Here is a 26,075-nt window from a genome sequence, read left to right as displayed (position 1 = left end):
ATTACACCTCTCTTTCGTTTCGCTTAACGGCTAAACCAATTGATAACCTTCTGCTGCATGCCGGAGCCGCTTTGCTCAAACTGCTTTTTCCGATGGCCGTTGGCTCCGGACGGATGCGGCATTTCGAATAAGCAGCGTTCACCGGCCAACCATCCTTTATTAACGAAGGCTTGTATAACGTCCGAAACCGACTTGCCGAGCGGAATGACAAGCGCATCCTTCACCTCCTGCAATTCCGGCAGGAGGATGCTTTCCGCGTATCGGTAAAGAGTTTCCGATTTCAGAATAGCGGGACTATGACCCGTATAGTTTTTGCCTTGCCGAAACACGGGGTAGCGAATGACAGAGGTCGTATGCAGCAAATCACTGCGCTTTTCAAACAACAGCTCGCTGCTATCGATCCCAGTGGCGCCAGGCAATCCGATTTGATTTAACATTTCGATCAAATTTTTTCTCATCGAGCCCGCGAAGCTGGCGAGCTTCTTTGCCCGTTGATCGATTAGATCAGAAGGCACTACCTGCAAAAGATCTTCACGCGCGCTTCTGATCGCCAGCTCCATTTGGGTAAAGCCGGGCGTAATGCCGATGATCATCACCTTAGCCCGCTTATTCACGTATTCATAAGGCACGTAATAAATGGACATATCCTTATCTTCTTGAATAAGCAGCTCCTTAACGAGCAGCTGCTCTTTCGACAAGCTGCCCGGAGGGAGCGTCATAATAAATGACCTGTATTTCTCAATTTGTGTCATACTGATCGGCGGCTTCCCTTCCCCTCCCTGCTATAAATTGAGCTCCACCATATTGTGCGCGCGTGCGGGGTAATCCGTAATGATGCCATCGATTTCGAATTTAAGCACCTCTTTCAAATTGCGTTCGCTGTTAACCGTCCACACCCATACCTCACGGCCTTTTTTATGCGCGCTCTCAACGAGCTGCTCTGTCAGCATCACCTGCTCGACCGTGTAGAAATCAACATCGAGCAGCGAGAGATCCCCTATGGCAAAATAAATAATTTGACCGATCTTAATGTCAGGGTTCAGCTGCCTGATTTGCTGCAGCGTCTGCCTGTCAAATGATTGAATATAGCAGTCCTGAACCATGTCGAATTGTTCGATTAGCGTTACGACTTGTCTAGCCAGCTCCTCGCCGGGCCCGTAAGACTTAAGATCGATAATAAGCTTCGCCTTCCCCTGCACCTCGGCAAGCACCTCGGCAAGCATCGGAATACGCTCTATTTGATCTAATTCGCCGCCCCGATTGCCGATGTTCAGCCGGGCGACCTCATCATAAGTCAGCTCGCTCACCCGTTTCGCTACCCCCGCCATCCGCCGCAAATTATAATCATGATGCAGCACGACAACGCCGTCCCTCGTAAGCTGAACGTCGATCTCGACGGCATCCACGCCCTGATCAACGGAGCTGCGGACAGCCTGAAGCGAGTTTTCCGGTGCGCTCTGCGTATCGCCGCGATGAGCGGATAACAGCACGCTCCATTTGACATAAACCAAATTATCGTTGGCTGCATAGCTGACGAATAGCGCCAACGCTAAATAGGAGACTAGTATAGTTACGTACAACATACGCTTTCGGGTTCTTCCTTTTATGAACGCCAGAAGACGCTTCTCAATAGAGCCCGCAAAGCGGCTTTCGTAAACCCGCAGCTGATCGCGCGGCATAACGCCTTGCCTGAGGCTGAAATGATAAAATAATCTAGTCAAAAAAATGATATTGACCGGTACGAGCAGCAGCGTAAACATATACGTAAGCACGGTGGATAACGTTAAGGAATAATGATCCGTCATCGCTTTAAGCACGTTGATGTCAAGCCAGGATGGCAAATAAGCGACAGAAGAAATCACCACAAAGCCAAGTGTGAACACAACGGCGTTAAGAATAAATAAATGAATGAAGATGACGAGGCGCTTGCCCTTCGTTAACACAAGGCTGCTTCTGATCGCCCTACGAATCGTTTTGCCTTCGATCATAATGAAATGCAAAACGAAAATCCACCGCAATATGATATAGACGCCCGCTAAAAACAAAATGCCGTACAAAGCCAGCATCATAAAGGAAGAGTTCAATATACGGCTGTTGAAAAATATCGGTACATTGAACAATGCAAATAAAGATGACGACAGCGGCGAATCGATAAAAGGGACGAAAAACAGCAGGAAGAACAGCAGCTGAATAATACCGAAGCCGAACAGCTTAGGCGTTTGCCGCAGCGTCGTCAGCACCGCATCTGATATCAGCACTTCCTTGCCGAAATAATGCTGCTGGGCAATCGTTATGACGACGCCAAACTCGATAAACAGCGCAAGCACAGCGACTAAACCAATCGCGATTAAGCCGGCTGCTCCCGTATAGCTAAGACCAACCTGATATACCTCGCCATTCAATACGGAGCCGGAGCCCACCACGCGGATTATCCGGTTAAATATAAACGAAATAATCGGCATGATGACAGAGCTAGTCAGCAGCAAAAATAAATATTCAAACAAAAGATGTTTCTTGTACGTGTCGCGAAAGTCGCGAATACTTCTTTCAAATAGTTGAATCATGGCCATTCATCCTATTCTTCATAATAAAGGAGCGAGGCGGGGTGTGCCCCGCATCTCCTCTTCGTTATTATAACGTATGACCCTCCCCCCAAGTCGAATCGGCGCGCTGCAAAAAAAACATCCTCTCTCTTCCAAAGGAAGAAAGATGTCCTTCAAATGGATCGGCGGGCATATCCGAAATAAAAAACAGCCGCCCCGACAGGTATCAAACACCTGCCGGGACGGCCGCTTCTCGTTATAGCAGGCTCAAGAGCGGCTCATACACCCCATATAAGAGGAGATAAAAAGCTGCGCCTAAAGCAGAGCCGATATACGCTCCATTCAAGCGGATACGCTGCAGGTCGGTCTCGACCTTGCTCTCGATAAAATGCACCAGCTTCTGCTCCGTAAAGCTGTCGAGCGTCCTGCGCACGATGACCCCGATGATCGCATGCTCCGTCTCGATCATTTTATGAACGAATTGCTGGGCATATTGCTCCAGCCAGCCCTTCGTTTCCTCATTGGCTTTGAACCATTCCCAGTATGACGCAATAATCGGATTGATCAGCTGTTTAATATCCGCTTGATTGACGGAATGCTTCTCCTGCACAGCTAGCTGCATCCCCGGCTCTTTTATCAGCAGCTGTCTCAAGTTGCCCAATAAAGCTTCAATGGACGGCAGCAGGGAGATCTTCTCGACCATCTCATCCCGCCATTCGTTAACGGCGGCGGAAACGTCCTCGCGATGCTGCAAATTATCGGCAAGCTGATACAGCATATCCTGAAGTAAAACCCGAAGCTCATGCTGAGGATTTCGCAAATCGTTGATTAAATTTTGCAAATCATCATAAAGGACCTCCGCAGCATCGTCGAGGTTAAGGGAATTGGTTGATTCTGCGATTTCCACTGCCATTTTTTTGAGCCATTTGGAGAAAACGCTTCCTTGGTTTACGAACTTCTCCTTTTCCTTCCCCAGCATTTCCCGAATAACAAGCTTCGTCTGTTCATCTGCTGCGCGGGCAGCCGCAAACTCGACCACAAGGCCGAGCCAGCTTTGGAAATTGCCCTTATCCATTACCCATTTCAGCGCTTTGCCGGCGTACGGCGACAAGTTGACCTTGCCTAAGCTTTTGCGGGCTTGCTCATCCAGCTTAATGGATAAACCTTGTATATCCAGCTTAGCCAGCAGCCCCGACACCAGCTTCCAGCCTTGCTCTGCAAGCATGCCGCCAGGCCTTCGGTCGACCCAGGCAATCGCGATCTCCACAAGTGAAATCTGCTTCACCTTTGCCTTCAATAAATCCTTGCTGAGCAGCTGCTGCTCCACCATATTCGCGACGCCTTCGATCAGCTTATCGCGATTTTTCGGAATAATTGCGGTATGAGGAATCCATCTCCATCCAAACGGATGGCGGAATAGCACCGTTACGGCAAATAAATCAGCCAACGCGCCAACAAGTCCCGCCTCGGCCGTGTAGAGCAGCAAGCGCGTCCACCATTGGCCCTGAAAGGCATACAAGCAGAATGCGGCGCAAACAAACAAGACAGCTAACAAAATCAGGCTGCGATTTGCTTTTTTTCTCATTGCCATTATGCCTGCCCTCCTATCCAAAAGGTCGCTAGATACAGCACCACGCCTATAAGCGCTCCGACTCCGATTCCGTTTATCCGAATGTATTGCAAATCACGTCCCGCTTTCTCTCTCACCAGCTGGGTAAGCTCCATCTCGGAGAAGCTGTTCAGCTTATCCGTTACGAGCTTGCCGATGTATGAATGCTTTTGCTCCATCCACTTCAGCAGAGTATTCTTCACGTATTGATCGAGGCGAGTGAGCAGCTCTTCATTTCCCTCCAAATAGGCAATGCCTTCATGCACCTTCGCTTTGATCCAAGGATAGCGCACCAGCTGTCCTTCCGCATTCGCTGCCGCAGCTTGGCGGATAACCTCAAGTCCGCGCTGGATGTATTCGTCAAGCTTGAGCTCATCCTTCAATGACGCCAGGAGGCTTGTCTTGCCCGCTTCAATTCGGTAACGCAGCTGCTCGTCCGTACGGAGCCTGCCGGCGAACTGCGCAATAAACGCTTTGATTTGCTTACGCTGCGGATGCTCCTCGGAATGGAATTTCTCCAGAAACGATACGATCCACTGCTGCAATCTACCGCTAATATTCGCCGATTCCAAGCCGGCCGTAAAATTAATCAGTTTTCTTCTGAATTTATCTCCCTCATAGGAACGAATCGCGGAATTTACAATTTGATCTACGACGGAGCCAAATGGCGCTGACTTTACAATCCTAATAAGCTCCGGAATGATAAATTCGATGATGCGGTCGTCATAACCGTTTTTGATCGTCCAATCACCGGCATCGGCAGCGATATCCGCAACCGGGATCGAATCGGCATGCTCGAGCAGGAAGGTTTGCAGTGTTTTGGAGAGCTCCCGCAAATCGATAGTTGTAATGACATCATCCGCCAGCTGCTGCAAAATGTCGTTGACGCCCTCTTCCCCGCCATGCTGCTTCAAATAGGTCACGAGAACGTCGGCAATATTGTATTCGTCCAGCCTTTCCTTAATGTTCGTAATGGTCAGCAGTTCATTTTGCACCATCTTAACCAGCTCGCCAATCAAGCGCTCCCGATTGCGTGAAATAATGTTGGTTCCCATCCAGGCGGGCCAATTGATCCGCAAAGGGTTTCCGAACAACGCGCTTACCGCGAAGGAATCAGCCAACCCTCCTATCGTTGCAGCGCTAAAAAGAGAAAAGAAAAGTCCTCCAACGAACGTATGGTGAAAGGGAAAAGCAGCGAATATTCCGATAGCTGAGAAGAGCAGCGCTAAATCCGCTTTTTTCTTCATACTCAATTTGTTCATAGATAAGCTCCATTCCTGATGATCGTTACCTTCATAATTATCCCATATCTTAAGGGTATGAAACAATGGAGCTTCCTTTCCGCGTATTTTCCCGTTCTTACTCCGTAAATCGCATAAGAAGAGCCTCCCTTACCGGGAGGCTCATGAGACTGTAGACTTAGCTTATAAATTGATATCGAATGCCGGAATACGGCAGCAGCTTCTCATACATCGGCGATGAAGGGTGATGCCACCACATACTCGCTTCCGGCTGCGGCAGTCCATGAAACCAGTCCGTCCCTGTTCTCTACGTCATCTACTTTAACGCCGTTCTCCGTTACGACAAGCGGAACGCTTGCCTGAACTGCGCAGGCAGCAGCAGCATTCGAACGGATGCGCGCCTCTACAAGCTTCCCTTGCGACCAGCGGATATCGACCTCGAAGCCGCCTCTCGCACGCAGGCCCGTTATCTCGCCGTCCGCCCATGCGGCAGGCAGAGCCGGAAGTAAATTTATGCTTCCTGTATGACATTGAAGCAGCATTTCCACGATACCTGCTGCCCCGCCGAAATTGCCGTCAATTTGGAATGGCGGATGATTGTCAAACAAATTCGGAAGCGTCGAATGGCTCAGCAGGGCTTGAATATTTTCGTACGCCTTCTCGCCATCCTCGAGTCTGGCCCAGAAGTTTATGATCCAAGCACGGCTCCAGCCCGTATGTCCGCCGCCGCTCTCCAGCCTGCGGTCAAGCGTCACCCGGGAAGCGGCCGCCCACTCCGGAGTCCCTCTCACCGTAAAGCGCTTGCCGGGATGAAGAGCAAACAGATGCGAAATATGGCGGTGACCCGGCTCCGCTTCCTCGTAGTCTTCCATCCACTCTTGTATTTGACCGTGCCTGCCGATCGCCGGCTCCGGAAGCCGAGCACGCAATTGCCGCCACTGCTGCTGCTCCGACAGATCCTTGCCGAGCGCTTCTGCCGCTTCCGCGCAGGCGGTGAACAATTCATACAAAATTTGGCTGTCCATCGTCGCTCCGATGCATAATGTGCCCGATTCGCCATTTGGCAGCAAATACGTATTTTCCGGTGACACGGAAGGATTCGCAACAAGCAAGCCCTCTTCCGTCTCGGTCAAGAAATCCATGAAAAATTGCGCAGACTCCTTCAAGGTCGGATAGACCCGCTCGAGAAACGCAAGATCCAGCCCGTACTCATAGTGCTCCCACAAATGCAGGCAAAGCCAAGCAGCGCCCATCGTCCAATAAGAAGCCGGCAAATAAATGTCCTGCGGCGCCGTATCCCCCCAAATATCGGTATTATGATGGGCAACAAAGCCCCCGCAATTATACATCGCCCGCGCGGTTACTCTGCCGGGCTCGCGCATCCGTTCAATCAGCTCGAACAAAGGCTCATGGCATTCAGCCAGGTTACCCGACTCTGCCGGCCAATAATTCATTTGCGCATTAATATTTATCGTATATTTGCTGTCCCAAGGCGGGAGCATCTGCTCGTTCCAAATGCCCTGCAGATTGGCAGGCAGCGAGCCCGGCCGGCTGCTTGATATGAGCAAATAACGGCCGTACTGATAATATAACGCTGTCATTCCATTGTCCGGCTTGCCCGCTTGAACACGCTTCAACCGTTCATCCGTCGGCTCATTCGCTAATGCTGCATCGTCAGCAGCCGTTAAGCAAAGCTTCACACGCTCCGAAAGCGCAGCGAAATCGCGGACATGACGGGTTTTCAACGTCTCATAACCGGCTTGGGCTGCTTTCGCGCCCGTGCTGAAGACGTAAGCCTCCGGATCGGTATAGCGAAACGACGTGGCCGCCGTGAGCAGCAGCGTCACGCTGTCTGCTCCCTCTACGACGAGATGCTCGCCGATAATCTTCACAGAGCCGCCATCCGCAACCGCACGCAATGCCGTTCGAAAATCCGAGCCGCCTGAGCCGCCGCTTACGCCGCGCATCAAAATCGTGCACTCGTCGGCCTTCACCAATTCATCATAGTAACGATTGTTTCCGCGCAGCAAACGGGCTGTGAAGCTGATGCTTCCCGGCTTATCGGCTGTCAGCCTTGTGACGAGCGCCTCATCCGGGAAGCTTGCAAACGTTTCGCGGCTATAGACCGTTCCGCCTTTGCTGTACGTAACCGTCGCGATGCCGCTTAATAAGTCAAGCTCCCTTGCATATCCTTTTGTCTCGCTCTCGTTGCCGTAGCGGAATTGGAGCTGCAAATCGCCAAGCGGCATGTAATGGCGCTGCGTCTCCGGAACGCCGGAAAGTGCCATTGCCGATAAAGTATGCGCCTCGCGCAGCCGCCCTTCCTTCAGGAGCCCGCGTATTTGCTCCAAATGAGGCAGCGCATCCGGGTTATTGCGGTCCCGGGGACCGCCATACCAGACGCTGTCTTCATTTAGCGCAATCCGCTCGCGCTGCGTATCTCCGAACACCATTCCGCCAAGCTTTCCGTTGCCCACGGGCAGCGCTTCCTCCCACACCGAGGCCGGCTGTCTGTACCAAATACGATTTTCTGCATGCAAAGTCATCTTCTACTCCCCAATTCCGGCGTTAGCCTTTTTTTTGAATGGACAATCTATTACTATGAAAGGAGATATTACAAAAATCTTTCGGATGCAGGTGCCCCCACATGATGAACGGTAGCGAACAACACGCCTTATCCGATTTGCTGCAATCGCTACAAATTGAGCTGTTGATTGCGCATCGGACTCAAGTATCCAGCAGCTGGGGCGAAACGAATTCCATTCCTGAGTACAATAAGCTTTACTTTATTTGCAAAGGTGAGGGCTGGATTCGAATCGGCGATAACGACTATTACCCGCAGCCCGGCCAGCTGTTTCTTACGCCCGCTCACACGACAGTATCCTTTTCTTCGCTTAACGATCGGCCTTACTTAAAATACTGGTGCCATTTCAACATTACGGCAGGCCCGTTCGACCTCTTCCAATGGATCGGCGTTCCGCTTTGCATCGGTGCAGACGATCCCGAGCAGATGACTCGTCTGTTTCAGGAGATGATTAGCTGGCGCCAAAAGGACACGATCGTTGCCCGGCTTCGCGAGAAAGCGCTCTTGCTTGAAATCGTAAGCGAATTTTTACGCTGCGCCCCTGTTCGCGTGCTTCAGCACCGTTCCGAGGAAATGAGCCGTCTGAGCATCATTCAACATTTTGTGGACAGCCGTCTGCATACGGCGATCAGCATTGACCAGATGGCTGAAGCCGTTCATCTTCACCCGAACTACTTTATCTCCTATTTCAAAAAGCATTTCGGAGTGCCGCCGTTAAAGTACGTTAGCCGTAAACGCGCCGATCGCGCCAAGCAGCTGCTGACCGCAACACCGCTGAGCATCAAGGAGATAGCGGATCGAACCGGCTTCAAGGAAACGAATCATTTTACGAAATTTTTCCGCAAAGAAACGAATCTGACGCCGACCGAATATCGCACAGCCAATACGTTAACGTGATATTCATAAGCGCTACCCCGATTATAATAGCGCTTTCCTTGCAGCGCGATGGTTGAAACTAAGATTAACATGCCAAAAACTAATGAATCCGGTTTGGCCATTTTTTATGAATGGTATATTTTTAAGATTTTATAGCGTTTTTTTAACAACTTTGGTCCGTGCACCCGAAAAAGGCGCAAAATGAGTTACTATTGGGGATAGTCGTTCAAACGAAACGATTATCCCTTTTTTCTGGAGGCTAATGATGACTATCCATACTTACCCCGAACTGACAGGCATCCCGCTTCGCAGCGACTTTTCCGTCCGCATCCGCAAGCCCGAGGGACAATGGACCGCGCTCCAAACGTTTGAAGTAAACGTGGACATGCATAACGTCCGGCAAGCATCGCTCGCTTCCTTCGATATGGACGATAACGTCGAGGTTGAAGTGACGTATCACGGAGGCAGCATCGATACGGCCGTTATCCGCCCGCTGTCCTATAACGTCTTATACCAGCAGGACGGCAGTACGATCCGCTTTCTGCTTGACCGCCCGCGCAAGCTTTCGATTGAAATCAACGGCGAGCGCTTTTCTAATTTGCACTTATTCGCGAACCCCCTGGAGCAGGACGCTCCGAATCCGGAGGACAGCAACGTGCTCGTTGTAAAGCCCGGCATTCACCGGACCGAGCATCTGCTGCGGCCGCTAACGACTCCTTTACAAGAAACGGGAGCGGAGCCGGACATCCTCTATTTCCTGCCGGGCGTTCATTATATTGAGGAGACACTGCTGCGCATACCGTCCGGCAAAACCGTCTATATCGCGGGCGGTGCGGCCGTAGCGGGCTCTATGGTGTGCGATCATGTGGAGAATGTGACCATTCGCGGGCGAGGCATGCTTTACCTTGCTGATTTCCACCGCTTCTCCGCCTTCCGCGGCGTTCGCATTCTTTTCTCCAGCAATATCGAAGTAGAGGGAATCACAACCGTGAATCCCCCACATTACAGCATCTATATCGGCAAATCGGACCATATCCGAATCCGCAACTTTAAATCATTCAGCTGCAAAGGCTGGAGCGACGGCATTGACATGATGGCCAGCTCCCATATCGATATCGATGACAGCTTTCTTCGAACCTCCGATGATTGCATCGCCATTTACGGCAGCCGGTGGGATTATTATGGCGATTCGCGCAATGTAACGGTCCGTAATTCGAGCTTCTGGGCCGATGTTGCGCATCCCCTCATGATCGGAACGCACGGCGATCATCATCATAACGGAGATACGATCGAGGGCATCCGTTTCGAAAACATCGACATTCTTGAGCATCATGAGCCTCAGCCGAATTATCAGGGCGCCATGACAATCAACGCAGGCGATCTTAACACCGTTCGAAACGTCACCTATGACAATATCCGCATTGAGCATTTCGAGCTTGGCCGCCTGTTCGATATCCGGGTCGTCTGGAACAAGGATTATAACCCCGTACCCGGCAACCGCATCGAAAATATTGTTTTCCAAAATATTTCATACAATGGCCAAAACGCTAACCCGTCTCGCATTCACGGATTTAGCGGGGAACGGCCGGTAGTCGGCGTCACCATTCGCAATTTGACGGTCAACGGGCAAGCAGTCACGGACGCTTCGCATCCATCCCTGGATATAAACGAATTCGCTCAGCATGTAGCTTTTGAGTAATCAAAATCATTCATGCTTATTACTGTAATAACAAACGAACCGGTTAGGAGAAATCCCGACCGGTTCGTTTTTTTTCATATAAGCGGCTTAACGCTTGAAATCGAAAAAAGCCGGTGATCACCGCATAACCCAAGGTTATGAAGAGATGCACCAGCTTTATTTTTTACCGGACTAGCCTTTAATCGCACCCGACGCGATTCCTTTAACGAAATATTTTTGCAGCGACAGAAAGATGATCAGAATCGGCACGATCGACATCGTCGTACCTGCGAAAATCATATCCCAGCGGGAAGAGAACTCACCTACATAATAGAAGATTTCTACAATCATCGTTTTGGTGTGGCCGGACGGCAGCACCAGCATCGGCATAAGGAAGTCGTTCCAAATGCCTAGTCCGTTCAATACGACGAGGGTTGCCGTACATGGCCCGAGCAGCGGAAATACGATGCGCCAAAAGATACCGTATTTCGAACAGCCGTCAATTTCCGCCGATTCCTCGATTTCTCTCGGTATGCCCTTCAGGAAGCTTGTGTATAACAAACAGCCGAAGCCGACAGAACCCGAAATATAAATGATAACCGGACCAGCCAGATTACCGTATAACCCAAGTATTTTGAGCTCTCTGAAGAGTGGAATCATATACGCTTGGAACGGAATCATCATGCCTGCCAAGAAGAACACGAAGACGAATCTTGTCCATTTCGTATCATGGCGTTCGATCGCGTAGCCGGCCATCGGGATGAGCAGGATCATGAAAAGTATCGATACCGCCGTCAAAATAAGGCTGTTTAATATGGCTTTCGGATACTCGGTTTCCGTCAACAGATATTTGAAGCTTTCCAAATAAACCGTCTTTGGGAACGCAATGGCATCCTTCATAATTTCCCCGTTGCTCTTAAAGGCTGACATGATATTGAAGAAGATCGGAAAGAAAAACAAGACAGCGAGCAGCAGCGTACATACGAGAATAATCATATCGTTCAATCGTCTGCGTTGTTGCATGTTACAGCTGCACCTCCCTCTTCCGGAGAAACTTAACTTGAATAACCGTTACGATAAGAATAAGGACAAATAGAAGTTGGGCAAGCGCTGTACCGAAGCCTTGACGCAATTCTCCAAAGCCTACTTTGTAAATGATATAGGTTAATGTCTCGGTTGCGAATCCTGGGCCTCCATCGGTCATTACGGCAATTTGATCGAAAATTTTGAGTGCGCTGATCATGGACAACACGATACATACGGTCATCGCGCCTGCAAGCAGCGGAAACGTAATGTGGCGGAACTGCTGCCAGCGGTTTGCTCCGTCGATGCCCGCCGCTTCCGACAAATCCTGCGGAATGCTTTGGAGTCCTGCCAAGTAAATGATCATGTAATACCCTGCGGATTTCCACACCGTAGACAAAATAATCGAAATGAGGGCAAAATCGGGATTACCGAGCCAATCAGCCTTGATGGATCCTAGACCGATATGATCTAGCAGCTGATTAAGAACACCAAAGTTGTAGTTCAAAATAATGGTCCATACGAAACCCATTACAATGCCGCTAAGCAGGACGGGAAAATAAAAGATGCTTCGAAAAATGTTGCGGAACCACTTCACTTGATCGACAAGCATGGCGAGCGCCATGGCCACAATATTTTCAAGAATAACAAGAACGACAGCCATTAACAGCGTATTTTTTAAAGCGTTATGGACCCTTTCACTGTTCCAAATTTCAATAAAGTTGTTGAATCCGATAAAACGCACATCGCTGCTTACTCCGTCCCAAGAGGTAAAGCTAAGATATAAACTGCTTAAAGTAGGAATAATGACAAATCCTAAATATAACAAGAAAGACGGCAAGATGAACAAAACCGCATAGGTCTGCCATTTTTTCTTTTTCTTTTTGTTTGCAAGCGGCATTGCCATGGTGCTCTCCTCCTCCTATTGAATCCTGATGAATAGGAAACCTCCACCGGAGCGGAGGCTTCTCATATCCGTCGATTTCTATTTACTGTTGGTTTGCTTTCACTTGCGTGTCATATTCAGCATCCGCTTTTTTCATATATTCTGCAACGTCGCCGCCACTCAGGACAAGCTCCTGCATCAATTTGTAGTACCAGTTGCGGAATTGCGGAGGAATGAGATTCTCTCCCCACCAGTTATTGATTGCGAGCGATTTCGTTACGTTAGGATCGGCCATAAGTTTAAGCACTTCCTGCATTTGCTCGGTCGATTCGTACGTCACTTCCTCTTTCGTAGATGGAACGCCGTTTGCAGCTTGCAGGAATTTGGAATATTGCTCTTTGCTGAAGAAGAAACGGATGAACTCGCTCATTGCCGCCGCTTTATCCGCATCCTTCGCTGCTTCAGCGGACAATGTCCAGCCTGCAGGAGACGGCAAACCGATTACATTAATTTTGCCTTCTCTGTCCGGTAAAGCATAGAAACCAAATTCAAAGCTTGGATCTGCTTCTTTGATTTGAGTGAACATCCAAGGACCAGAGAACAGCTGTGCCGCTTTTCCCGATACAAGAATGGAAGCCGTTTGGTTATCAGCCGTGCTGAGCCAGCCTTTGTCTACATATTTTGTGAACAATTCTTTATAATCTGTCATCGCTTGAACTGGGGCTGCATCTGTGAAGCTGACGGATTTAGCCGTACGCTTAGAGTTCCAGTCCCCATCCTTCGAATATACCTGGTCAATCAAAAATTTGTTAAGCCAAAAGCCCATGTGGAAAATGTCTTTACCGCCTACTACTATCGGTGTAATGCCGGTAGCGGCTAATTTTTCCTGCGCTTGGAGAAACTCGTCGTATGTTTTCGGAAGCTCAGTGATGCCGGCGTCCGCATAAGCTTTTTTGCTGTAAATAATACCTTGAGGTGCGTTTAGTGTTAGCGGTGCATTGTATAATTTTCCATTCACTTGCGGCATTTCTTTGAACAGTTCTACCAAATCTGTAGGAAGCTCAGCAATTTTACCCGCATTTGCGAACAGCTCCGTGTCGCGCATTTCCACTAAATCCGGGAATTCGCCAACCGCATCCTTCGTTTTCAACCAGTCGAGGTAAGAGGTTGTGGTACCTTCGCTAATATCTACGATTTTAATATTCGAGTTTGCATCCGTGAAGGCTTTGATAGCATCCGTAATTGCTTTTTTGGTAGCAGGATCGCCTGTCGCATATCCGATCGTGAAGCTGACTTCTTTCTTTTCTTCGGCTGCAGGCGCCGAGCTTTCCGGTGTCGTTCCTTCATTTTTGCTGCCTGAATTGCCGCCGTTGTTGTTGGCTCCGCATGCTGTCAATACAAGAACGAATGCCATCACGAGGACGAATAGCTGTGTGAATGATTTTTTCATCATGTGTCTAAATGCCTCCCCTTATATGTTTCAAAGATTGGGATGAAAGATACGATGTGCGCAGCATTGATCGTAACCGCTTTCCCTGTACTTAGATTAACACCGATAAGATATGGATAGAATGAACTTTTTTAAGCCGCATATGCGGGTATTTTAAGAACTATGAGACAGGCAAATTGGCCTATAAAAAATGAAAATGACCGGCAGCCCGGTCATTCTTGTTTTTTCCTTTCCTGACGGAAATCATGCGGCAATTGCCCATACTGCTTCTTAAACATATCGCTGAAGTGACGCGCGTTATTATAACCGACTTTCTCTGCTATTTCATAAACCATTTGATCGGTATGGATGAGCAGCCGAACGGCATGCTTCATTCTGACTTCCGTCACGTACTGCTTAAAATTTTGTTTGGTATGCTTTTTAAAGAAGCTGCTGAAGTAATACGGATTGATGAAAGCAAGCCCCGCGACCGACTCAAGCGTTAACTCTTCCGCATAATGCTCATCGATATACTGCTTAACTTTTGCCATTAGCACCTTGTCCTTGTTGCCGCTATCTACTTCCTGCATGGAAAAGATTTGCTCGATGGCACGCACGGTCTCTTCTTTCATCTCCTCAAAGGTTTCATACGCGCCCAGCCTATTTTGCAAATCATGCAAATCCACGCTCTCCGCCGCCAGGGTCATACCCGATTTCGTTAGCTCCTGTATGATAAACAATATGGAAGAGAAACAGGTTGAGACCGCTAATGTGCGGTTTCCGTATGCCGCTGTCCTTATCGTTTCGAGCAGCTTATTCATCGCTGTTTCCGCTTCCGGCCATTGATTGACCGTCAGCCCGCTGACAACCGCCATTTGCAGGGCATACAGTTCCTTATCGAATGGCGGCTTGGATTCCAGAGGCTTAAAGAGATGAATGCGGTTCAACCCGTTAAAATATTTCAACTGAAGCGCCTGCTCTGCTTGCTTGCCCGAATACTCCAGCTCCGTAATGAGCTTCACCGGCTGGCCTATTCCTATTGAAACGCTCAGCTTTAAAAAAGCGTTGATTTTATCCCGGATATCCTGAGCGATGTTCACAGAAGTATGAACCTCTTCATGATTCATAACGATGATATATTTCCCATTTTTATGCATGACCTGCCCATTTCCAGAAGCAACGACAAGCTCTTGTAAAATGTTGCCGATAGCGAACGCAATTAACCGCCGCTCCTTCTCTTTCCAGCGGTCCGGGCTCTCAGTTATATGGTCGGTTTCGACGATGACAGCAGACAGCAGCGGTCCACGCAGCTCTTCTTCAAGCTGCCTGCAAGCGTCCGGATTGGCGGGGAGCGTACCGTCTATGAGACCGAGCAGCCACTCCTGCAGCTCATCGCTTTTGCTTTTTCGCTCGAGATGCTGAAGCTTGCTCTTGCGAATGGTCTGTTCATGCTGCTCCGTTATGAGCGAGATGGCTTTAGCGAGTACATTCTCAAGCTGCTGCTTAACGACAGGCTTCACTAAATAATCAACGGCACCGTAGGCGACGGCATCTCTTGCGTAGGAGAACTCCTGATACGCGGTAATAAAGATGATCTTTGTAGCTATTTCTTTGCTTTTAAGTTCCTTGAGTATATCAATACCCGTCCGGTGGGGCATACTAATGTCGCTAAAAACAATTTCGGGCCTATGCTCCTCAATCAGCTCCATTAATTCATTGCCGTCATAAGCTTGTCCAACAATTTGAGTGCCGAACGCTTCCCAATCGATCAGCTTGCGAAGACCTTTAATAATGAGCGGCTCATCATCGGCTAGTACAATTCTTATCAAGCTACATGCCCTCCTTTATCGGCAAAATCATATGGACAGAAGTCCCGACATGCTTCCGGCTATTGACCGTTAATCCATATTCCTTGCCGCAGACGGATTTAATCCGTTCGTGAACATTTTTAATGCCGACATGTTTAGACGGCGCGACCGGATCTGCAAGCATTTCCTCCAGACGCTGCAGCTCCTCTTTCTCCATTCCCACGCCATCATCATATATCGTTACGGCCAGCTTCTCTTCCGCTACCTCTACCGTAATGCCGACCGTACCTTTTCCCTTTTGACGAACGCCGTGCTGTATCGCATTTTCCACAATGGGCTGCAGAGAGAGCTTCAGAATCGACCAATTCAGCTGCACCTCTTCTGAAATGTCGACCCGGAGCTCGAACCGGTTCTCGTAACGCACCTGAATAATATAGAAATAGTCTCTGAGATGATCAATTTCACTTTGGAGGGGAACCCAGTCCTCCCCATAATCAATGACATATTTGAGCTGATTGGACAAAGACAGAATCATGTCTCCTACTTCATCCGCATCATTATGCACGGCATTCATTCGGATCACTTCAAGCGTATTATACAAATAATGAGGCCGGATTTGGCTTTTTAAGGCGTTTAGTTCAGCCTGCTTCTGTTTAATTTCCGCCACATAAGCTTCATTAATGAAAATTTGCAAATGCTCTACCATCCGGTTAAAGCCATGGCCGAGCCGTCCCATCTCGTCATTCCCTTTAATTTCAACCTTTGCGTCGAGATTTCCCGATTCCACCTTGATCATTTGTTTAATGAGGCGGCTGATCGGCTCCGCCAATTTGCGCGAAAACCAGCCGCCCATCACGATTAGCACAATTGCTGAGATGGCAATCGCCCAATAAACGGCAAATCTGGTCGTATCGAGCTGCTCGTAAAGATTTTTTTTCTTGAATAAAGCTACGACCCGGCCATTCAAGAAAGATACCGGATCATTCAGCACAAGCGTCTCCTCGTCGGAATCCGTCAAGACGTCTTGCTTCGCGCCTACCATATTTAAATTGCTGAAATAAATATTATCCGCCTCGTCCAGCACATAGAACTCATCGTTTTCTCCTAGTCTCAGCTCCTTAAAGAACTGATCGAATACAGCCACGTCGACGTCAAAAAAGAGCGTTCCGATCACCTTAGGCTTGCTTGTCAGCGTACCGGAAACATCAATTAAATTCCGGCCAATCGTTATGACCGATTTATCTGAACCGTAATAATAGTTTTCGGGATGCATCGGAAAGGAAACGACACGGTTCGGCTCCTTGCGGAGCGGCTCCAGCCATTTCCCGACCGGAAGCTCCTCGGGCTTAAAAGCGAGATTCTCCTTCGCCTGATAATAGAGCTTACCGTCCATCGCCCTCACAAAATAAGTGCTTCTAATAAAGGAATCGCTGTAAAGGATCGTTTTCAAAAAACCATTGATCGGTACCGAATTAATTTGCTCCAGCTCATTTACATTGCGGGTTTGATTATTTTTAGAGCTTTCAAAAATGGCATCATACCGTCCCGTATACATGAGCTTTGATATTTCATCATATTCCTTGAACACCGAATTCAAATTATAGCTCATGTACAAAATCATTTGCTGCAAATTGTTAGATGTATACCGCTCGACATGGCCCGTAAATGTTCGCACCGAAAAGAAGCTGAGTGCAAGCAGTGGAATAAGTCCTACAAGAATGAACGCTGCCGAAAATTTGACGAACATGCTGCGCCATTTTTGCTTCCATCCGTTTAACATAAGCCTGCCCCCTTTCTCTAACTTTAACATAGCCATTTCCATCCCAATCTCATTTTTTTAAGCAATAATATCAGTTTTTATAACTTCTTACCGATCTGCTGCTCCAATGTTCATTATAGTGGTTTTCTCCGAGTCCATCTATCCAGGGCAGGAAAATCTACATTAGTTCGACCAAACCGACTTAAACGCACAGCTCCCCTTCATACATGCCTTAATAAGCAGCATAAAAACGGCGCCCAAACACCAGGCTCCATATCACAGCCAGGCATTGAGACACCGTTTTTTAAAAAAGATATGATCGCGTCTTAGGTTAACCAATCGAATAAGACAAATAATCAAAATCCGCATGCTTCTTCGTACCGTTTATGTCCTGCGCGCATAAGCCGATCATCGCGCCGGTGAAGCCAAGCTTGCCGCCGTATTCATCTGACAGCACGCCCATATCCAGCTCACCGCCAACTGCTTGCCACTGCCCGCCGTCAGGGGAAACATAGAACTGAAGCGATTGCTCCTTGACGATTGCCCGCAAATAATAGGTCGGCCAGCCTTCAACGTCAAGCTCGCCGGCTCTGTCCTCCTGATACTTCCCGCTCTTCGAGCACACGACACCCAGCTTCCGTCCATTCTCTCCGTCCCGGGTGACTCTTAAATAATAATAATCCTGCTCATCGTAGTAGAAGACAAGCCCGGCCATTTGCATAAAATGGTCCGGCTCATAATCCATACGCGTCTCCACCGTACAGTTAAAATGCTCCAGTCGACGCGCAACCATGCTTTGACGATGCCACGAATTCAGCGATTCCCGGCCGCGAAGGCGCAGATAGCCCGGACGTTCGCTAAGGCTAAGCCATGACTCCTCTGCTGGAACGCGAAGCGTTTGATATTGAAGCCCTAGGGCCGGAGCATCAAAATCATCCTTCGCCGGCTGTTCAGGGAATGGATGCGGCGCAAGGTCCGGCGCAGGCGCCGCAAGGGCCGGTAACCTGCCTTCATGCGCCAGTCTGAGCCATCCGTCCTCCGTCCACACACAGCGCTGAATCGACGTTTCTCTGCCGAGCGGATTAAGCTTCGTTCCCGCGAAAGGCCGGCTGCAAATATGCGTCATATACCATTCGCCTGTTTGTGTTTCTACTACCATGCCATGACCCGCATTTTGCAGCGGATATTCCGGAGCGCCGCGCGTCGTCATGATCGGATAGTCCGGATCCGTTTCATACGGCCCTTCCAAATGACGCGAGCGGGCTAACGTAGCCGCATGATTGACGCCTGTTCCACCCTCTGCCACCAGCAAATAATAATAGCCGCCGCGCTTAAATATCTGAGGTCCTTCGGTTACGCCGATGTCCGTGCCTTTATAGATGGTTTTAACCGAACCGACAAGGCGCTGCTCCCCCGGATCATATTGCTGCAAAACAATGCCGCCGAACCTGGAATGGTTGTCCCGGAAATCCCACTGCATATTAAGCAGCCACTTCGTTCCATCCGTATCGTGAAATAAATAAGGATCAAAACCGCTGCCATTCAAGTAAACGGGCTCGGACCAAGGCCCGTTGATATTCTCCGCCGTTACCAAATAATTGTGCAAATCCTTGTAGACGCCTTTCCGTGCCTTTACATCCGTAAATAATAAATAGAAGAGCCCGTTATCGTAAGAGAGCGCGGGCGCCCAAATGCCTCCCGAGCTCGGATTGCCTCTCAAATCCACTTGCGACGTGCGCGTCAATGCATGCGGAAGCAGCTCCCAATTCGCCAAATCCTTCGAGTGATAGAGCTGAACGCCTGGAAACCATTCGAAGGTTGACGTCGCAATATAATAATCCTCGCCGACGCGCAGGAAGGATGCATCGGGATTAAAGCCGGGTAAAATCGGATTGTTTATAAACAAGCTGTGTTGCCTCCTTTGTGTTTTGAACGATTACCAATATAGCTGCCAGTCCTTCGATATCCTTACCAGCGCCTCAAAGTAATAATAATCGCCCCAAATATTGCACTCGTCGATACCCATTCCCCGCGGTTTGTTGTATACACCGTGCAAAAGAATGCCGTTTGATTCCGGGGCGGAAGCCGCCGTATAATTTTCGCTTAAAGCTTTTAAAGTATGGAGCGCCGCATTTTCGTAAATTCGCTTGGAAGGATCAAGCATAGGCAAATGCTTCGCAAGCTCAAGAAGGCCGCAAGCCGCTACCGCTCCGGTAGAGGTGTCGCGCTCTTGCTCCGTCCCTTCTTGGAATATCAGATCCCAATAAGCTACAAGATCATCCGGCAGACGGTTTAAGTAATAATTGGAAAGTTTTTTCGTCAGGTCAAGCAGAGATTCATCCCCCGTATAAATATAGCTGAGCGGAAAGCCGTAAATTCCCCAAGCCTGACCGCGCGCCCAGCAGGAATCGTCGGCATAGCCCTGATGCGTACGTCCGAATTTCGGACCGCCGCTGTTCACATCCATATAGAAGGTGTGGTAGGTCGAGGCATCCTCGCGCACGATATAACGTGCCGCCTGCCCGATATGCCTGGCTGCGGCCTCCGCATATGCCGGGTTGCCCGTAATCTCGGAAGCCCAATAAAGGAGAGGCAAATTCAAATTGCAATCAATGATCATACGCCCCTGCTGCTCAGGATCATCAAGCGCTCCCCATGCCTGCACGATGCCTGCTTTGTCAAAATAACGCTCCATGAGCAAGTCGGCAGCAAGCAGGGCAATCCGCTTCGCCTCTTCATTGCCCGTTAATTTATAAGCGGCCACGCAGGATAGCGAATACAGAAATCCGAGATCATGCGTATCTGTGTACAGCCTCTGCTCGGCACGCTCCCGATAGCTGCTTAGCTGTATTTCCGCTGTTTGGCGGTACTTTTCGTCACCTGTTACCTCGTAGGCAAGCCACAGCATTCCTGTCCAAAAGCCCGAGGTCCATTCGATGTTGCCAATAGCCGGATAGACATTTCCGGTGCTTGCCGCATCGGGAAACTGCTCGGTAAAGGTGTTCAAATTGCGGTCGATTTGACTGAGAACGAATTGAATCGCTTTCTCTACGTCAGATTGCTCCCATTGCGGCGGTTTATTAAAAAGCTCCAGGTTATTTATAGGCTCAAAATGAACGTTTGACATGGCTGACTCTCCTTTTTACGTTTTACTATTTTTCTTCCTATGCACGCCTATATCTCACATTTTCCAGACAGCTTGAAAGCTACATTAATAATGAAGCATCTATTCTCTAAGCAAAAGTGCAGATATTAACGATTGATTACAAATTTTTCGAATATCGTATTTAAAATCTAACGATTCTTTAAATATTAACTATCGTATCATGATCAAAAAAAAATCGTATGCAGGTTTCTTTAGAATGAAGTGCATAAATTTAATATATTTCTCTAGACCGGGCCGCTGAAAGTTTGCTGAATCATCGCGCAAACAGGTGCATCTTTTCTGAAAAAGGCCGATAATAGAGTGGTATACAGCGAAAGGGGATTTTGACATGACATCCTTTAAGGGGATTAAAATATTGCTCGTTGATGACGAACCGAACATCGTCCAGTTTTTGGAGCTGGGACTTATAAATGAAGGATTTGACATTCGGGTCGCTTATGACGGGGAGGCCGCTCTGCAGGAAGCGTCCGTCTTTTCGCCTCATGTCGTTATATTGGACGTTATGATGCCGGGCATGAACGGGTTTGAGGTGTGCCAGGCGCTCAGGGCAACGGGAGACAATATTGCCGTTATCATGCTGACGGCCAAGGATGAGATCGAGGATCGCGTGAAAGGGTTAACGCTTGGCGCAGACGATTATCTGGTTAAGCCGTTTAGCTTTAGCGAGCTGCTCGCGCGCATTGGGGCAAGGCTTCGCAATCAGTTTCCCAATTTGCTTGGTGAAGTCGTCTATGGGCCGTTTCGCCTCGATGACCGGCGCAAGGAGCTGATTTACTTGGAGCAGGTGCTCGAGCTGTCGCCTACCGAATACGAGCTGCTCCGGTTCATCATTATGAACAATGGCGTCGTGCTTAGCAAATCGCTTATTTTGGACAAGGTGTGGGGCTATCAATTCGGCGGTGAAGAAAATATTGTTGAAGTGTACATCCGCTCCCTCCGGGATAAATTGAACGATAAGGAGCATCGGTTAATTCGTACGCTCCGGGGCGCAGGCTATCGGATGGATTTTCCATGATGAGGCCAAGGCTAGCCGCAATCACTAGGCTCTTTGCCCCCCGTTCGCTCCGTTACCAGCTATTGAACCGCTCCTTGCTTATTTTAGCCGCCTTGTTCCTGCTCATCGGCGTTCTGCAATACGTGATAATGAAAGATTTTGTTTTCAAAAATAAAGCCGAGTCCTTGAACACGCAAATGATGTCCATGCCAATGGATTGGTTTACAGATCGAACGAATCCCGATATGGGCAATAATCATCCTGATTCCGTATATCAGAATGGCTATACCGCTCCGGCTGATCGACCGCAAAGAAATCGCCGGGATTCACCCTTGTTCTATCAACCAGGTTTATCCATCGTATTTATCGATCTGAACGGTACCGTAACCGACGTATCGAAGGATACCGGGGCCAATGCTCCGCTCTTATCGGCGGAACAATATGAGCAAATTAGATATCAGCTTCAGCAGCATAAGCAAGTCGGCTACAAAATAGTAAACAATGCGCAAGGAACGGAGCAGCTCGTCGTCTACCGGCTCGCAGGTCCGCCAAACAATCCCGAGGGCATCATTCAAGTGAGCACGGAAACGGATTCACTTAAGCAGCTGCTCATGACCCAGCTGGCTATATTTGCCGGTTTGTCTGTTTTGGCGCTCGCTGCAGGGCTCGCGCTCTATTTGCCTCTGCTCCGCCGGACGCTAAAACCGTTATCCCGAGTCGTATTGGCCGCTCAACAAACCGATGCGGGCAGCTTAACGAAGCGAATTCCTGCCAGCCAGGGACAAGAGGAGATCGATCGATTGTCGAACGCTTTTAACGGAATGCTTGAGCGATTGGATGCCTCCTTTGAGACCGAGCGGAAAACGACAGAAAAAATGCGCCGGTTCGTTGCCGATGCCTCGCATGAGCTTCGAACGCCGCTCACGTCCATTCACGGTTTTCTGGAGGTGCTGCTGCGCGGGGCGGCGGCAAATCCCGAGCAGCTCCATCGCGCGTTGAACAGCATGCAGCTTGAATCAAAGCGCATTAACAAGCTTGTCGAGGATTTGCTCGCACTGGCAAAGCTGGATCAAGACCCGCAGCTGCAGCTGGCCGATATCCGGCTTGATGAGCTGCTGCTGGAGATGGAGCCGCAATTGCAGCTGCTTGCCGGCAGCCGAAAGGTAGAGCTTGCGCTTGTCCCTAACGTAAGCGGACGATTCCATGCCGACAAGCTTAAGCAGGTTTTATTAAATTTGTTTCTTAACGCTGTGCAGCATACCGATTCAGAATCGGGCGTGATCACAATTTCGCTTGCCCGGAAGGCTGACCAAGCCGAATTAACCGTTGCCGATAATGGCGCCGGCATTCAGGCCGCGCATCTGCCTCATTTGTTCGAACGCTTTTACCGCAGCGAATCGTCCAGAACGCGCAAAACCGGCGGTGCCGGACTAGGTCTTGCCATCACGAAATCAATCGTGGATGCGCATATGGGAACGATCGAGGTCGACAGCCAGCCCGGAGAAGGCACGACGTTCCGGATATTACTGCCGGTTAACCTGCCACGGTAGGCAATCCATTCCGGTGAGAAATGACTGACAATCCCTTTCACTTGCAAGCGAACCTAACGAATAGAGAAACCATTTTTCTCAATTTTCGAAAAAATGGCTGCATCCAGGCTATCCCGAGGGACGGGTCTCATAATAGAGAAACAAATTTTCTCTATTCCCATCCTTCGGGCTCGTTTTCTCGAAATAGCGAAACCATTTTTCTCTATTTACAAAAAAATCGCTTCAATCAGCTATCCCGAGGGACGGATCTTATTATAGAGCAATTATATAATTATCCATAAAATTCCATTTTGCGCACACATTCTCTACGATGCCCTTGGAGGTTCTCACCATCTATTCCGGTCAAAACCGTTTTCCATTTCATTTGTTCCACCAAAAAATATCCGTATTATTATTTTATGTGAACATGATACAGCCAACTTTATAAGAAGCTTGTACCAAAGTTGAACTCCCTCGGTAAGATATGATTTTCTCACGAATGCTCGCTTATTCGCAGGATTTCGCCCGGTTGGTAAAAGGTGAAAGATAAGAAGGGGGACTCCNTTGAACTCCCTCGGTAAGATATGATTTTCTCACGAATGCTCGCTTATTCGCAGGATTTCGCCCGGTTGGTAAAAGGTGAAAGATAAGAAGGGGGACTCCGTGTTAGACTTCGGCAACATGAGGGCGTACGGGAATAGAGGGGAATATATACTGCCCCATATAATTCCATTTACTGCACGCTTTCTCCACGCCGCCCCTGGAGGTTCTCACTCCCATGTCTCAACGGGTCTACGCCCTTTCATTCCTTCGTTACGCCTGTCCAAGGGGTGGAGGCCGGTCTTGCTATCGTTACGGGTCAGTGCCCTTTGGTTGAACACATCCGGTACTCCGTGCTTTCTTTGAAATCCTGCGAATAAGCCAAAANAATAGAGGGGAATATATACTGCCCCATATAATTCCATTTACTGCACGCTTTCTCCACGCCGCCCCTGGAGGTTCTCACTCCCATGTCTCAACGGGTCTACGCCCTTTCATTCCTTCGTTACGCCTGTCCAAGGGGTGGAGGCCGGTCTTGCTATCGTTACGGGTCGGTGCCCTTTGGTTCAATGTATCCGGTACTCCGTGCTTTCTTTGAAATCCTGCGAATAAGCCAAAACTCGTACAACGAAACGGTAAGTATAGGTTAAGCTGCTAGCTGAGTAGGCATCGTTTTAGGTGGGTTGTAAGCTTCGCCGCTGCGAGCCATTCCAACTAAGATTCTAGCTAATTTGCCACATAGTTTCATAATGGACCTCATTTTCTTCATCTTCTTCACCTGTACATTGTAGGTATGCATGGCTTTGAACTCCGGATTGTTTGCGACTAAACTCATKGTCATCATGAAGATGAAACGTCGGAGACGAGAACGTCCCCGTTTGCTAATCTTCATCTGTCCGGTCCATTTACCTGAGCTTGCTTCTGCAAGGTTGAGGCCAGCATGACGCAGCAAGGCATTACCGTGCACAAAGCCGCTTAAATCCCCCGCCTCACCTAGAATACCGGCTAGTGAAATGGCACTAATCCCTTTGACAGCAAGCATGGACCCCGCAAATGGAATGCGTTCCAAAACGGCGATAATCTCCGTTTCTACCGTTTGCAGTTGCAGGCAAGCAAGATCGTACTCATCGAGCAGCTGCTTCAGGTGGAGCTTATAAGCATGTGTGGCTTGCTTAGAACCCACAGATTTGCAAGCCAATGAGATAAGAGCTCGAGCTTTTCGATCACCAGAATGCCGTTTCATAAGCGATTTCCAGCCTCGTAAGATATCTTGAGGCTGTAATTTACACAATTCTTCGGGCGTTGGGAAAAGACGAAGTGTGGCCAATGAACCGATACACATGATGTTTTTGAARACTTGTCGTAGCTCAGGAAAAACAATATCGACCCAGCGATGAATTTGGTTCTTCGCACTAACGAGTCTCGTGAATGCGTTCCAAAACGGCGATAATCTCCGTTTCTACCGTTTGCAGTTGCAGGCAAGCAAGATCGTACTCATCGAGCAGCTGCTTCAGGTGGAGCTTATARGCATGTGTGGCTTGCTTAGAACCCACAGATYTGCAAGCCAATGAGATAAGAGCTCGAGCTTTTCGATCACCAGAATGCCGTTTCATAAGCGATTTCCAGCCTCGTAAGATATCTTGAGGCTGTAATTTACACAATTCTTCGGGCGTTGGGAAAAGACGAAGTGTGGCCAATGAACCGATACACATGATGTTTTTGAAAACTTGTCGTAGCTCAGGAAAAACAACGTCGACCCAGCGGTGAATTTGGTTCTTCGCACTAACGAGTCTCGTTACGACAGAGTCGCGGTTTGAGAGAAAGACACGTAGTTCTTCAAATGCTTCTGGCGTGTTTCGAGTGAAAGAGTAGTAGCCATTTTTAACCATGTCTGCGATAACGAGAGCATCCTTTTTGTCACTCTTGGATGGCGTATTGTCGCGGTTTTCCTTGTTCTTTTTTACGAGATGTGGATTAACTAGAACAACTTCAAACTGACGATTTGAGAGCCACTTGGATAGGTTAAGCCAGTAGTGACCGGTCGGCTCCATGCCAACAATGGCTGCCGTTAAAGCGTGAGCGGTTTGCAGCGATTGGATCCACCGAAGAAGGCTGTGAAAACCCTCTTCATCGTTTGAGAAAGATAGAGGATTACCGACCACAATTCCTCGGAAATTAACAGCACGAGCGACATGCGTTTGCTGCGCAATGTCGATTCCGACGACTAGATGTTGAGCGGTAATTTTTTCAATGAGTTGATTTTGTTTCGCTTGCGATTTAAACTTCATAGTAGAGCGTCCTCCTGGATGATGGGATTTAAAGGGCTATGACCCGTTTCGTACTTCCATCGTACCGAGGCGCTCGTTTTTTTGCAAAGCGGAAATTTAACGCTCTACAGGAATGCTATCGT

At 48.8% G+C, this 26,075-nt stretch carries 16 protein-coding genes and 2 pseudogenes; 4 read left to right on the top strand and 14 right to left on the bottom strand.

The window, feature by feature from the left end; translation table 11 throughout:
* Window positions 1-23: 23 nt before the first annotated feature.
* The 5 genes from ASG81_RS09000 to ASG81_RS08980 all read right to left on the bottom strand — a co-directional run bounded on the left by ASG81_RS09000 (window position 24) and on the right by ASG81_RS08980 (window position 7,939).
* Window positions 24-752, bottom strand: coding sequence for a uracil-DNA glycosylase family protein (locus tag ASG81_RS09000; protein WP_056632209.1), 729 nt, complete (start codon window positions 750-752; stop codon window positions 24-26).
* Between the two features lie 30 nt (window positions 753-782).
* Window positions 783-2,564, bottom strand: a complete 1,782-nt coding sequence (locus ASG81_RS08995; RefSeq protein WP_056632206.1) for a glycerophosphodiester phosphodiesterase — start codon at window positions 2,562-2,564, stop codon at window positions 783-785.
* A 235-nt stretch (window positions 2,565-2,799) separates the two neighbouring features.
* Entirely contained in the window at window positions 2,800-4,134 is a 1,335-nt protein-coding gene (locus ASG81_RS08990; protein WP_056632203.1) for a DUF445 domain-containing protein, read from the bottom strand.
* Entirely contained in the window at window positions 4,134-5,414 is a 1,281-nt protein-coding gene (locus ASG81_RS08985) for a DUF445 domain-containing protein (RefSeq protein WP_155971367.1), read from the bottom strand. Before ASG81_RS08985 ends, ASG81_RS08990 begins: the two co-directional genes overlap by 1 nt.
* A 203-nt stretch (window positions 5,415-5,617) precedes the next feature.
* The gene (locus tag ASG81_RS08980) at window positions 5,618-7,939 is read right to left on the bottom strand and encodes a glycoside hydrolase family 95 protein (RefSeq protein WP_056632198.1); all 2,322 of its coding nucleotides are present in this window, start codon (window positions 7,937-7,939) and stop codon (window positions 5,618-5,620) included.
* 101 nt (window positions 7,940-8,040) lie between these two features.
* Between ASG81_RS08980 and ASG81_RS08975 the strand changes: the two genes are divergently transcribed.
* The gene (locus ASG81_RS08975; RefSeq protein WP_056632193.1) at window positions 8,041-8,874 is read left to right on the top strand and encodes a helix-turn-helix domain-containing protein; all 834 of its coding nucleotides are present in this window, start codon (window positions 8,041-8,043) and stop codon (window positions 8,872-8,874) included.
* A gap of 241 nt (window positions 8,875-9,115) precedes the next feature.
* Window positions 9,116-10,552: a glycosyl hydrolase family 28 protein gene (locus ASG81_RS08970; RefSeq protein ID WP_056632189.1), complete on the top strand. Its 1,437-nt coding sequence runs from the start codon at window positions 9,116-9,118 to the stop codon at window positions 10,550-10,552.
* A gap of 171 nt (window positions 10,553-10,723) precedes the next feature.
* Here ASG81_RS08970 and ASG81_RS08965 read toward each other — a convergent pair whose 3' ends face one another.
* The 7 genes from ASG81_RS08965 to ASG81_RS08935 all read right to left on the bottom strand — a co-directional run bounded on the left by ASG81_RS08965 (window position 10,724) and on the right by ASG81_RS08935 (window position 20,563).
* Window positions 10,724-11,554: a carbohydrate ABC transporter permease gene (locus ASG81_RS08965; protein ID WP_056632187.1), complete on the bottom strand. Its 831-nt coding sequence runs from the start codon at window positions 11,552-11,554 to the stop codon at window positions 10,724-10,726.
* A 1-nt stretch (window position 11,555) separates the two neighbouring features.
* Window positions 11,556-12,461: a carbohydrate ABC transporter permease gene (locus ASG81_RS08960; protein ID WP_056632184.1), complete on the bottom strand. Its 906-nt coding sequence runs from the start codon at window positions 12,459-12,461 to the stop codon at window positions 11,556-11,558.
* Between the two features lie 82 nt (window positions 12,462-12,543).
* The gene (locus ASG81_RS08955; RefSeq protein WP_056632181.1) at window positions 12,544-13,893 is read right to left on the bottom strand and encodes an ABC transporter substrate-binding protein; all 1,350 of its coding nucleotides are present in this window, start codon (window positions 13,891-13,893) and stop codon (window positions 12,544-12,546) included.
* A 209-nt stretch (window positions 13,894-14,102) separates the two neighbouring features.
* Window positions 14,103-15,698, bottom strand: coding sequence for a response regulator (locus ASG81_RS08950; RefSeq protein ID WP_056632179.1), 1,596 nt, complete (start codon window positions 15,696-15,698; stop codon window positions 14,103-14,105).
* 1 nt (window position 15,699) lies between these two features.
* On the bottom strand, window positions 15,700-17,457 hold the full coding sequence (locus ASG81_RS08945; protein ID WP_056632176.1) for a cache domain-containing sensor histidine kinase: 1,758 nt from the start codon (window positions 17,455-17,457) through the stop codon (window positions 15,700-15,702).
* A gap of 310 nt (window positions 17,458-17,767) precedes the next feature.
* Window positions 17,768-19,342, bottom strand: a complete 1,575-nt coding sequence (locus tag ASG81_RS08940) for a glycoside hydrolase family 43 protein (RefSeq protein WP_056632173.1) — start codon at window positions 19,340-19,342, stop codon at window positions 17,768-17,770.
* A 30-nt stretch (window positions 19,343-19,372) separates the two neighbouring features.
* The gene (locus ASG81_RS08935; RefSeq protein ID WP_056632170.1) at window positions 19,373-20,563 is read right to left on the bottom strand and encodes a glycoside hydrolase family 88 protein; all 1,191 of its coding nucleotides are present in this window, start codon (window positions 20,561-20,563) and stop codon (window positions 19,373-19,375) included.
* Between the two features lie 367 nt (window positions 20,564-20,930).
* On the opposite strand from ASG81_RS08935, the gene ASG81_RS08930 reads away from it, so the two are divergent.
* Together ASG81_RS08930 and ASG81_RS08925 are read left to right on the top strand one after the other, a co-directional pair.
* Window positions 20,931-21,617: a response regulator transcription factor gene (locus ASG81_RS08930; protein WP_056632169.1), complete on the top strand. Its 687-nt coding sequence runs from the start codon at window positions 20,931-20,933 to the stop codon at window positions 21,615-21,617.
* Window positions 21,614-23,146, top strand: coding sequence for a sensor histidine kinase (locus tag ASG81_RS08925; RefSeq protein WP_056632166.1), 1,533 nt, complete (start codon window positions 21,614-21,616; stop codon window positions 23,144-23,146). The genes ASG81_RS08930 and ASG81_RS08925 overlap by 4 nt, the downstream gene beginning before the upstream one ends.
* Before the next feature lie 1,165 nt (window positions 23,147-24,311).
* On the opposite strand, the pseudogene ASG81_RS08915 reads toward ASG81_RS08925, so the two are convergent.
* Both ASG81_RS08915 and ASG81_RS08910 read right to left on the bottom strand, forming a co-directional pair.
* Window positions 24,312-25,088: pseudogene (locus ASG81_RS08915) on the bottom strand (transposase); the annotation flags it as partial.
* A 4-nt stretch (window positions 25,089-25,092) separates the two neighbouring features.
* Window positions 25,093-25,953 (bottom strand): annotated as a pseudogene (locus ASG81_RS08910) (IS110 family transposase); the annotation flags it as partial.
* Between the last annotated feature and the right edge of the window lie 122 nt (window positions 25,954-26,075).

Origin of the sequence: Paenibacillus sp. Soil522 (genome assembly GCF_001428245.1) — a bacterium.
Classification (GTDB): Bacteria; Bacillota; Bacilli; order Paenibacillales; family Paenibacillaceae; genus Pristimantibacillus.
This window is presented reverse-complemented; position numbering and strand designations above follow the sequence as displayed.

Excerpts from the sequence above, each read along its gene's own strand:
- ASG81_RS08985 (WP_155971367.1), bottom strand. The coding sequence starts at position 5,414 with ATGAACAAATTGAGTATGAAGAAAAAAGCGGATTTAGCGCTGCTCTTC.
- ASG81_RS08935 (WP_056632170.1), bottom strand. The coding sequence starts at position 20,563 with ATGTCAAACGTTCATTTTGAGCCTATAAATAACCTGGAGCTTTTTAAT.
- ASG81_RS08975 (WP_056632193.1), top strand. The coding sequence starts at position 8,041 with ATGATGAACGGTAGCGAACAACACGCCTTATCCGATTTGCTGCAATCG.
- ASG81_RS08995 (WP_056632206.1), bottom strand. The coding sequence starts at position 2,564 with ATGATTCAACTATTTGAAAGAAGTATTCGCGACTTTCGCGACACGTAC.
- ASG81_RS08925 (WP_056632166.1), top strand. The coding sequence starts at position 21,614 with ATGATGAGGCCAAGGCTAGCCGCAATCACTAGGCTCTTTGCCCCCCGT.
- ASG81_RS08955 (WP_056632181.1), bottom strand. The coding sequence starts at position 13,893 with ATGATGAAAAAATCATTCACACAGCTATTCGTCCTCGTGATGGCATTC.
- ASG81_RS08980 (WP_056632198.1), bottom strand. The coding sequence starts at position 7,939 with ATGACTTTGCATGCAGAAAATCGTATTTGGTACAGACAGCCGGCCTCG.
- ASG81_RS08970 (WP_056632189.1), top strand. The coding sequence starts at position 9,116 with ATGATGACTATCCATACTTACCCCGAACTGACAGGCATCCCGCTTCGC.
- ASG81_RS08930 (WP_056632169.1), top strand. The coding sequence starts at position 20,931 with ATGACATCCTTTAAGGGGATTAAAATATTGCTCGTTGATGACGAACCG.
- ASG81_RS08965 (WP_056632187.1), bottom strand. The coding sequence starts at position 11,554 with ATGCAACAACGCAGACGATTGAACGATATGATTATTCTCGTATGTACG.
- ASG81_RS08945 (WP_056632176.1), bottom strand. The coding sequence starts at position 17,457 with ATGTTAAACGGATGGAAGCAAAAATGGCGCAGCATGTTCGTCAAATTT.
- ASG81_RS09000 (WP_056632209.1), bottom strand. The coding sequence starts at position 752 with ATGACACAAATTGAGAAATACAGGTCATTTATTATGACGCTCCCTCCG.
- ASG81_RS08960 (WP_056632184.1), bottom strand. The coding sequence starts at position 12,461 with ATGGCAATGCCGCTTGCAAACAAAAAGAAAAAGAAAAAATGGCAGACC.
- ASG81_RS08990 (WP_056632203.1), bottom strand. The coding sequence starts at position 4,134 with ATGGCAATGAGAAAAAAAGCAAATCGCAGCCTGATTTTGTTAGCTGTC.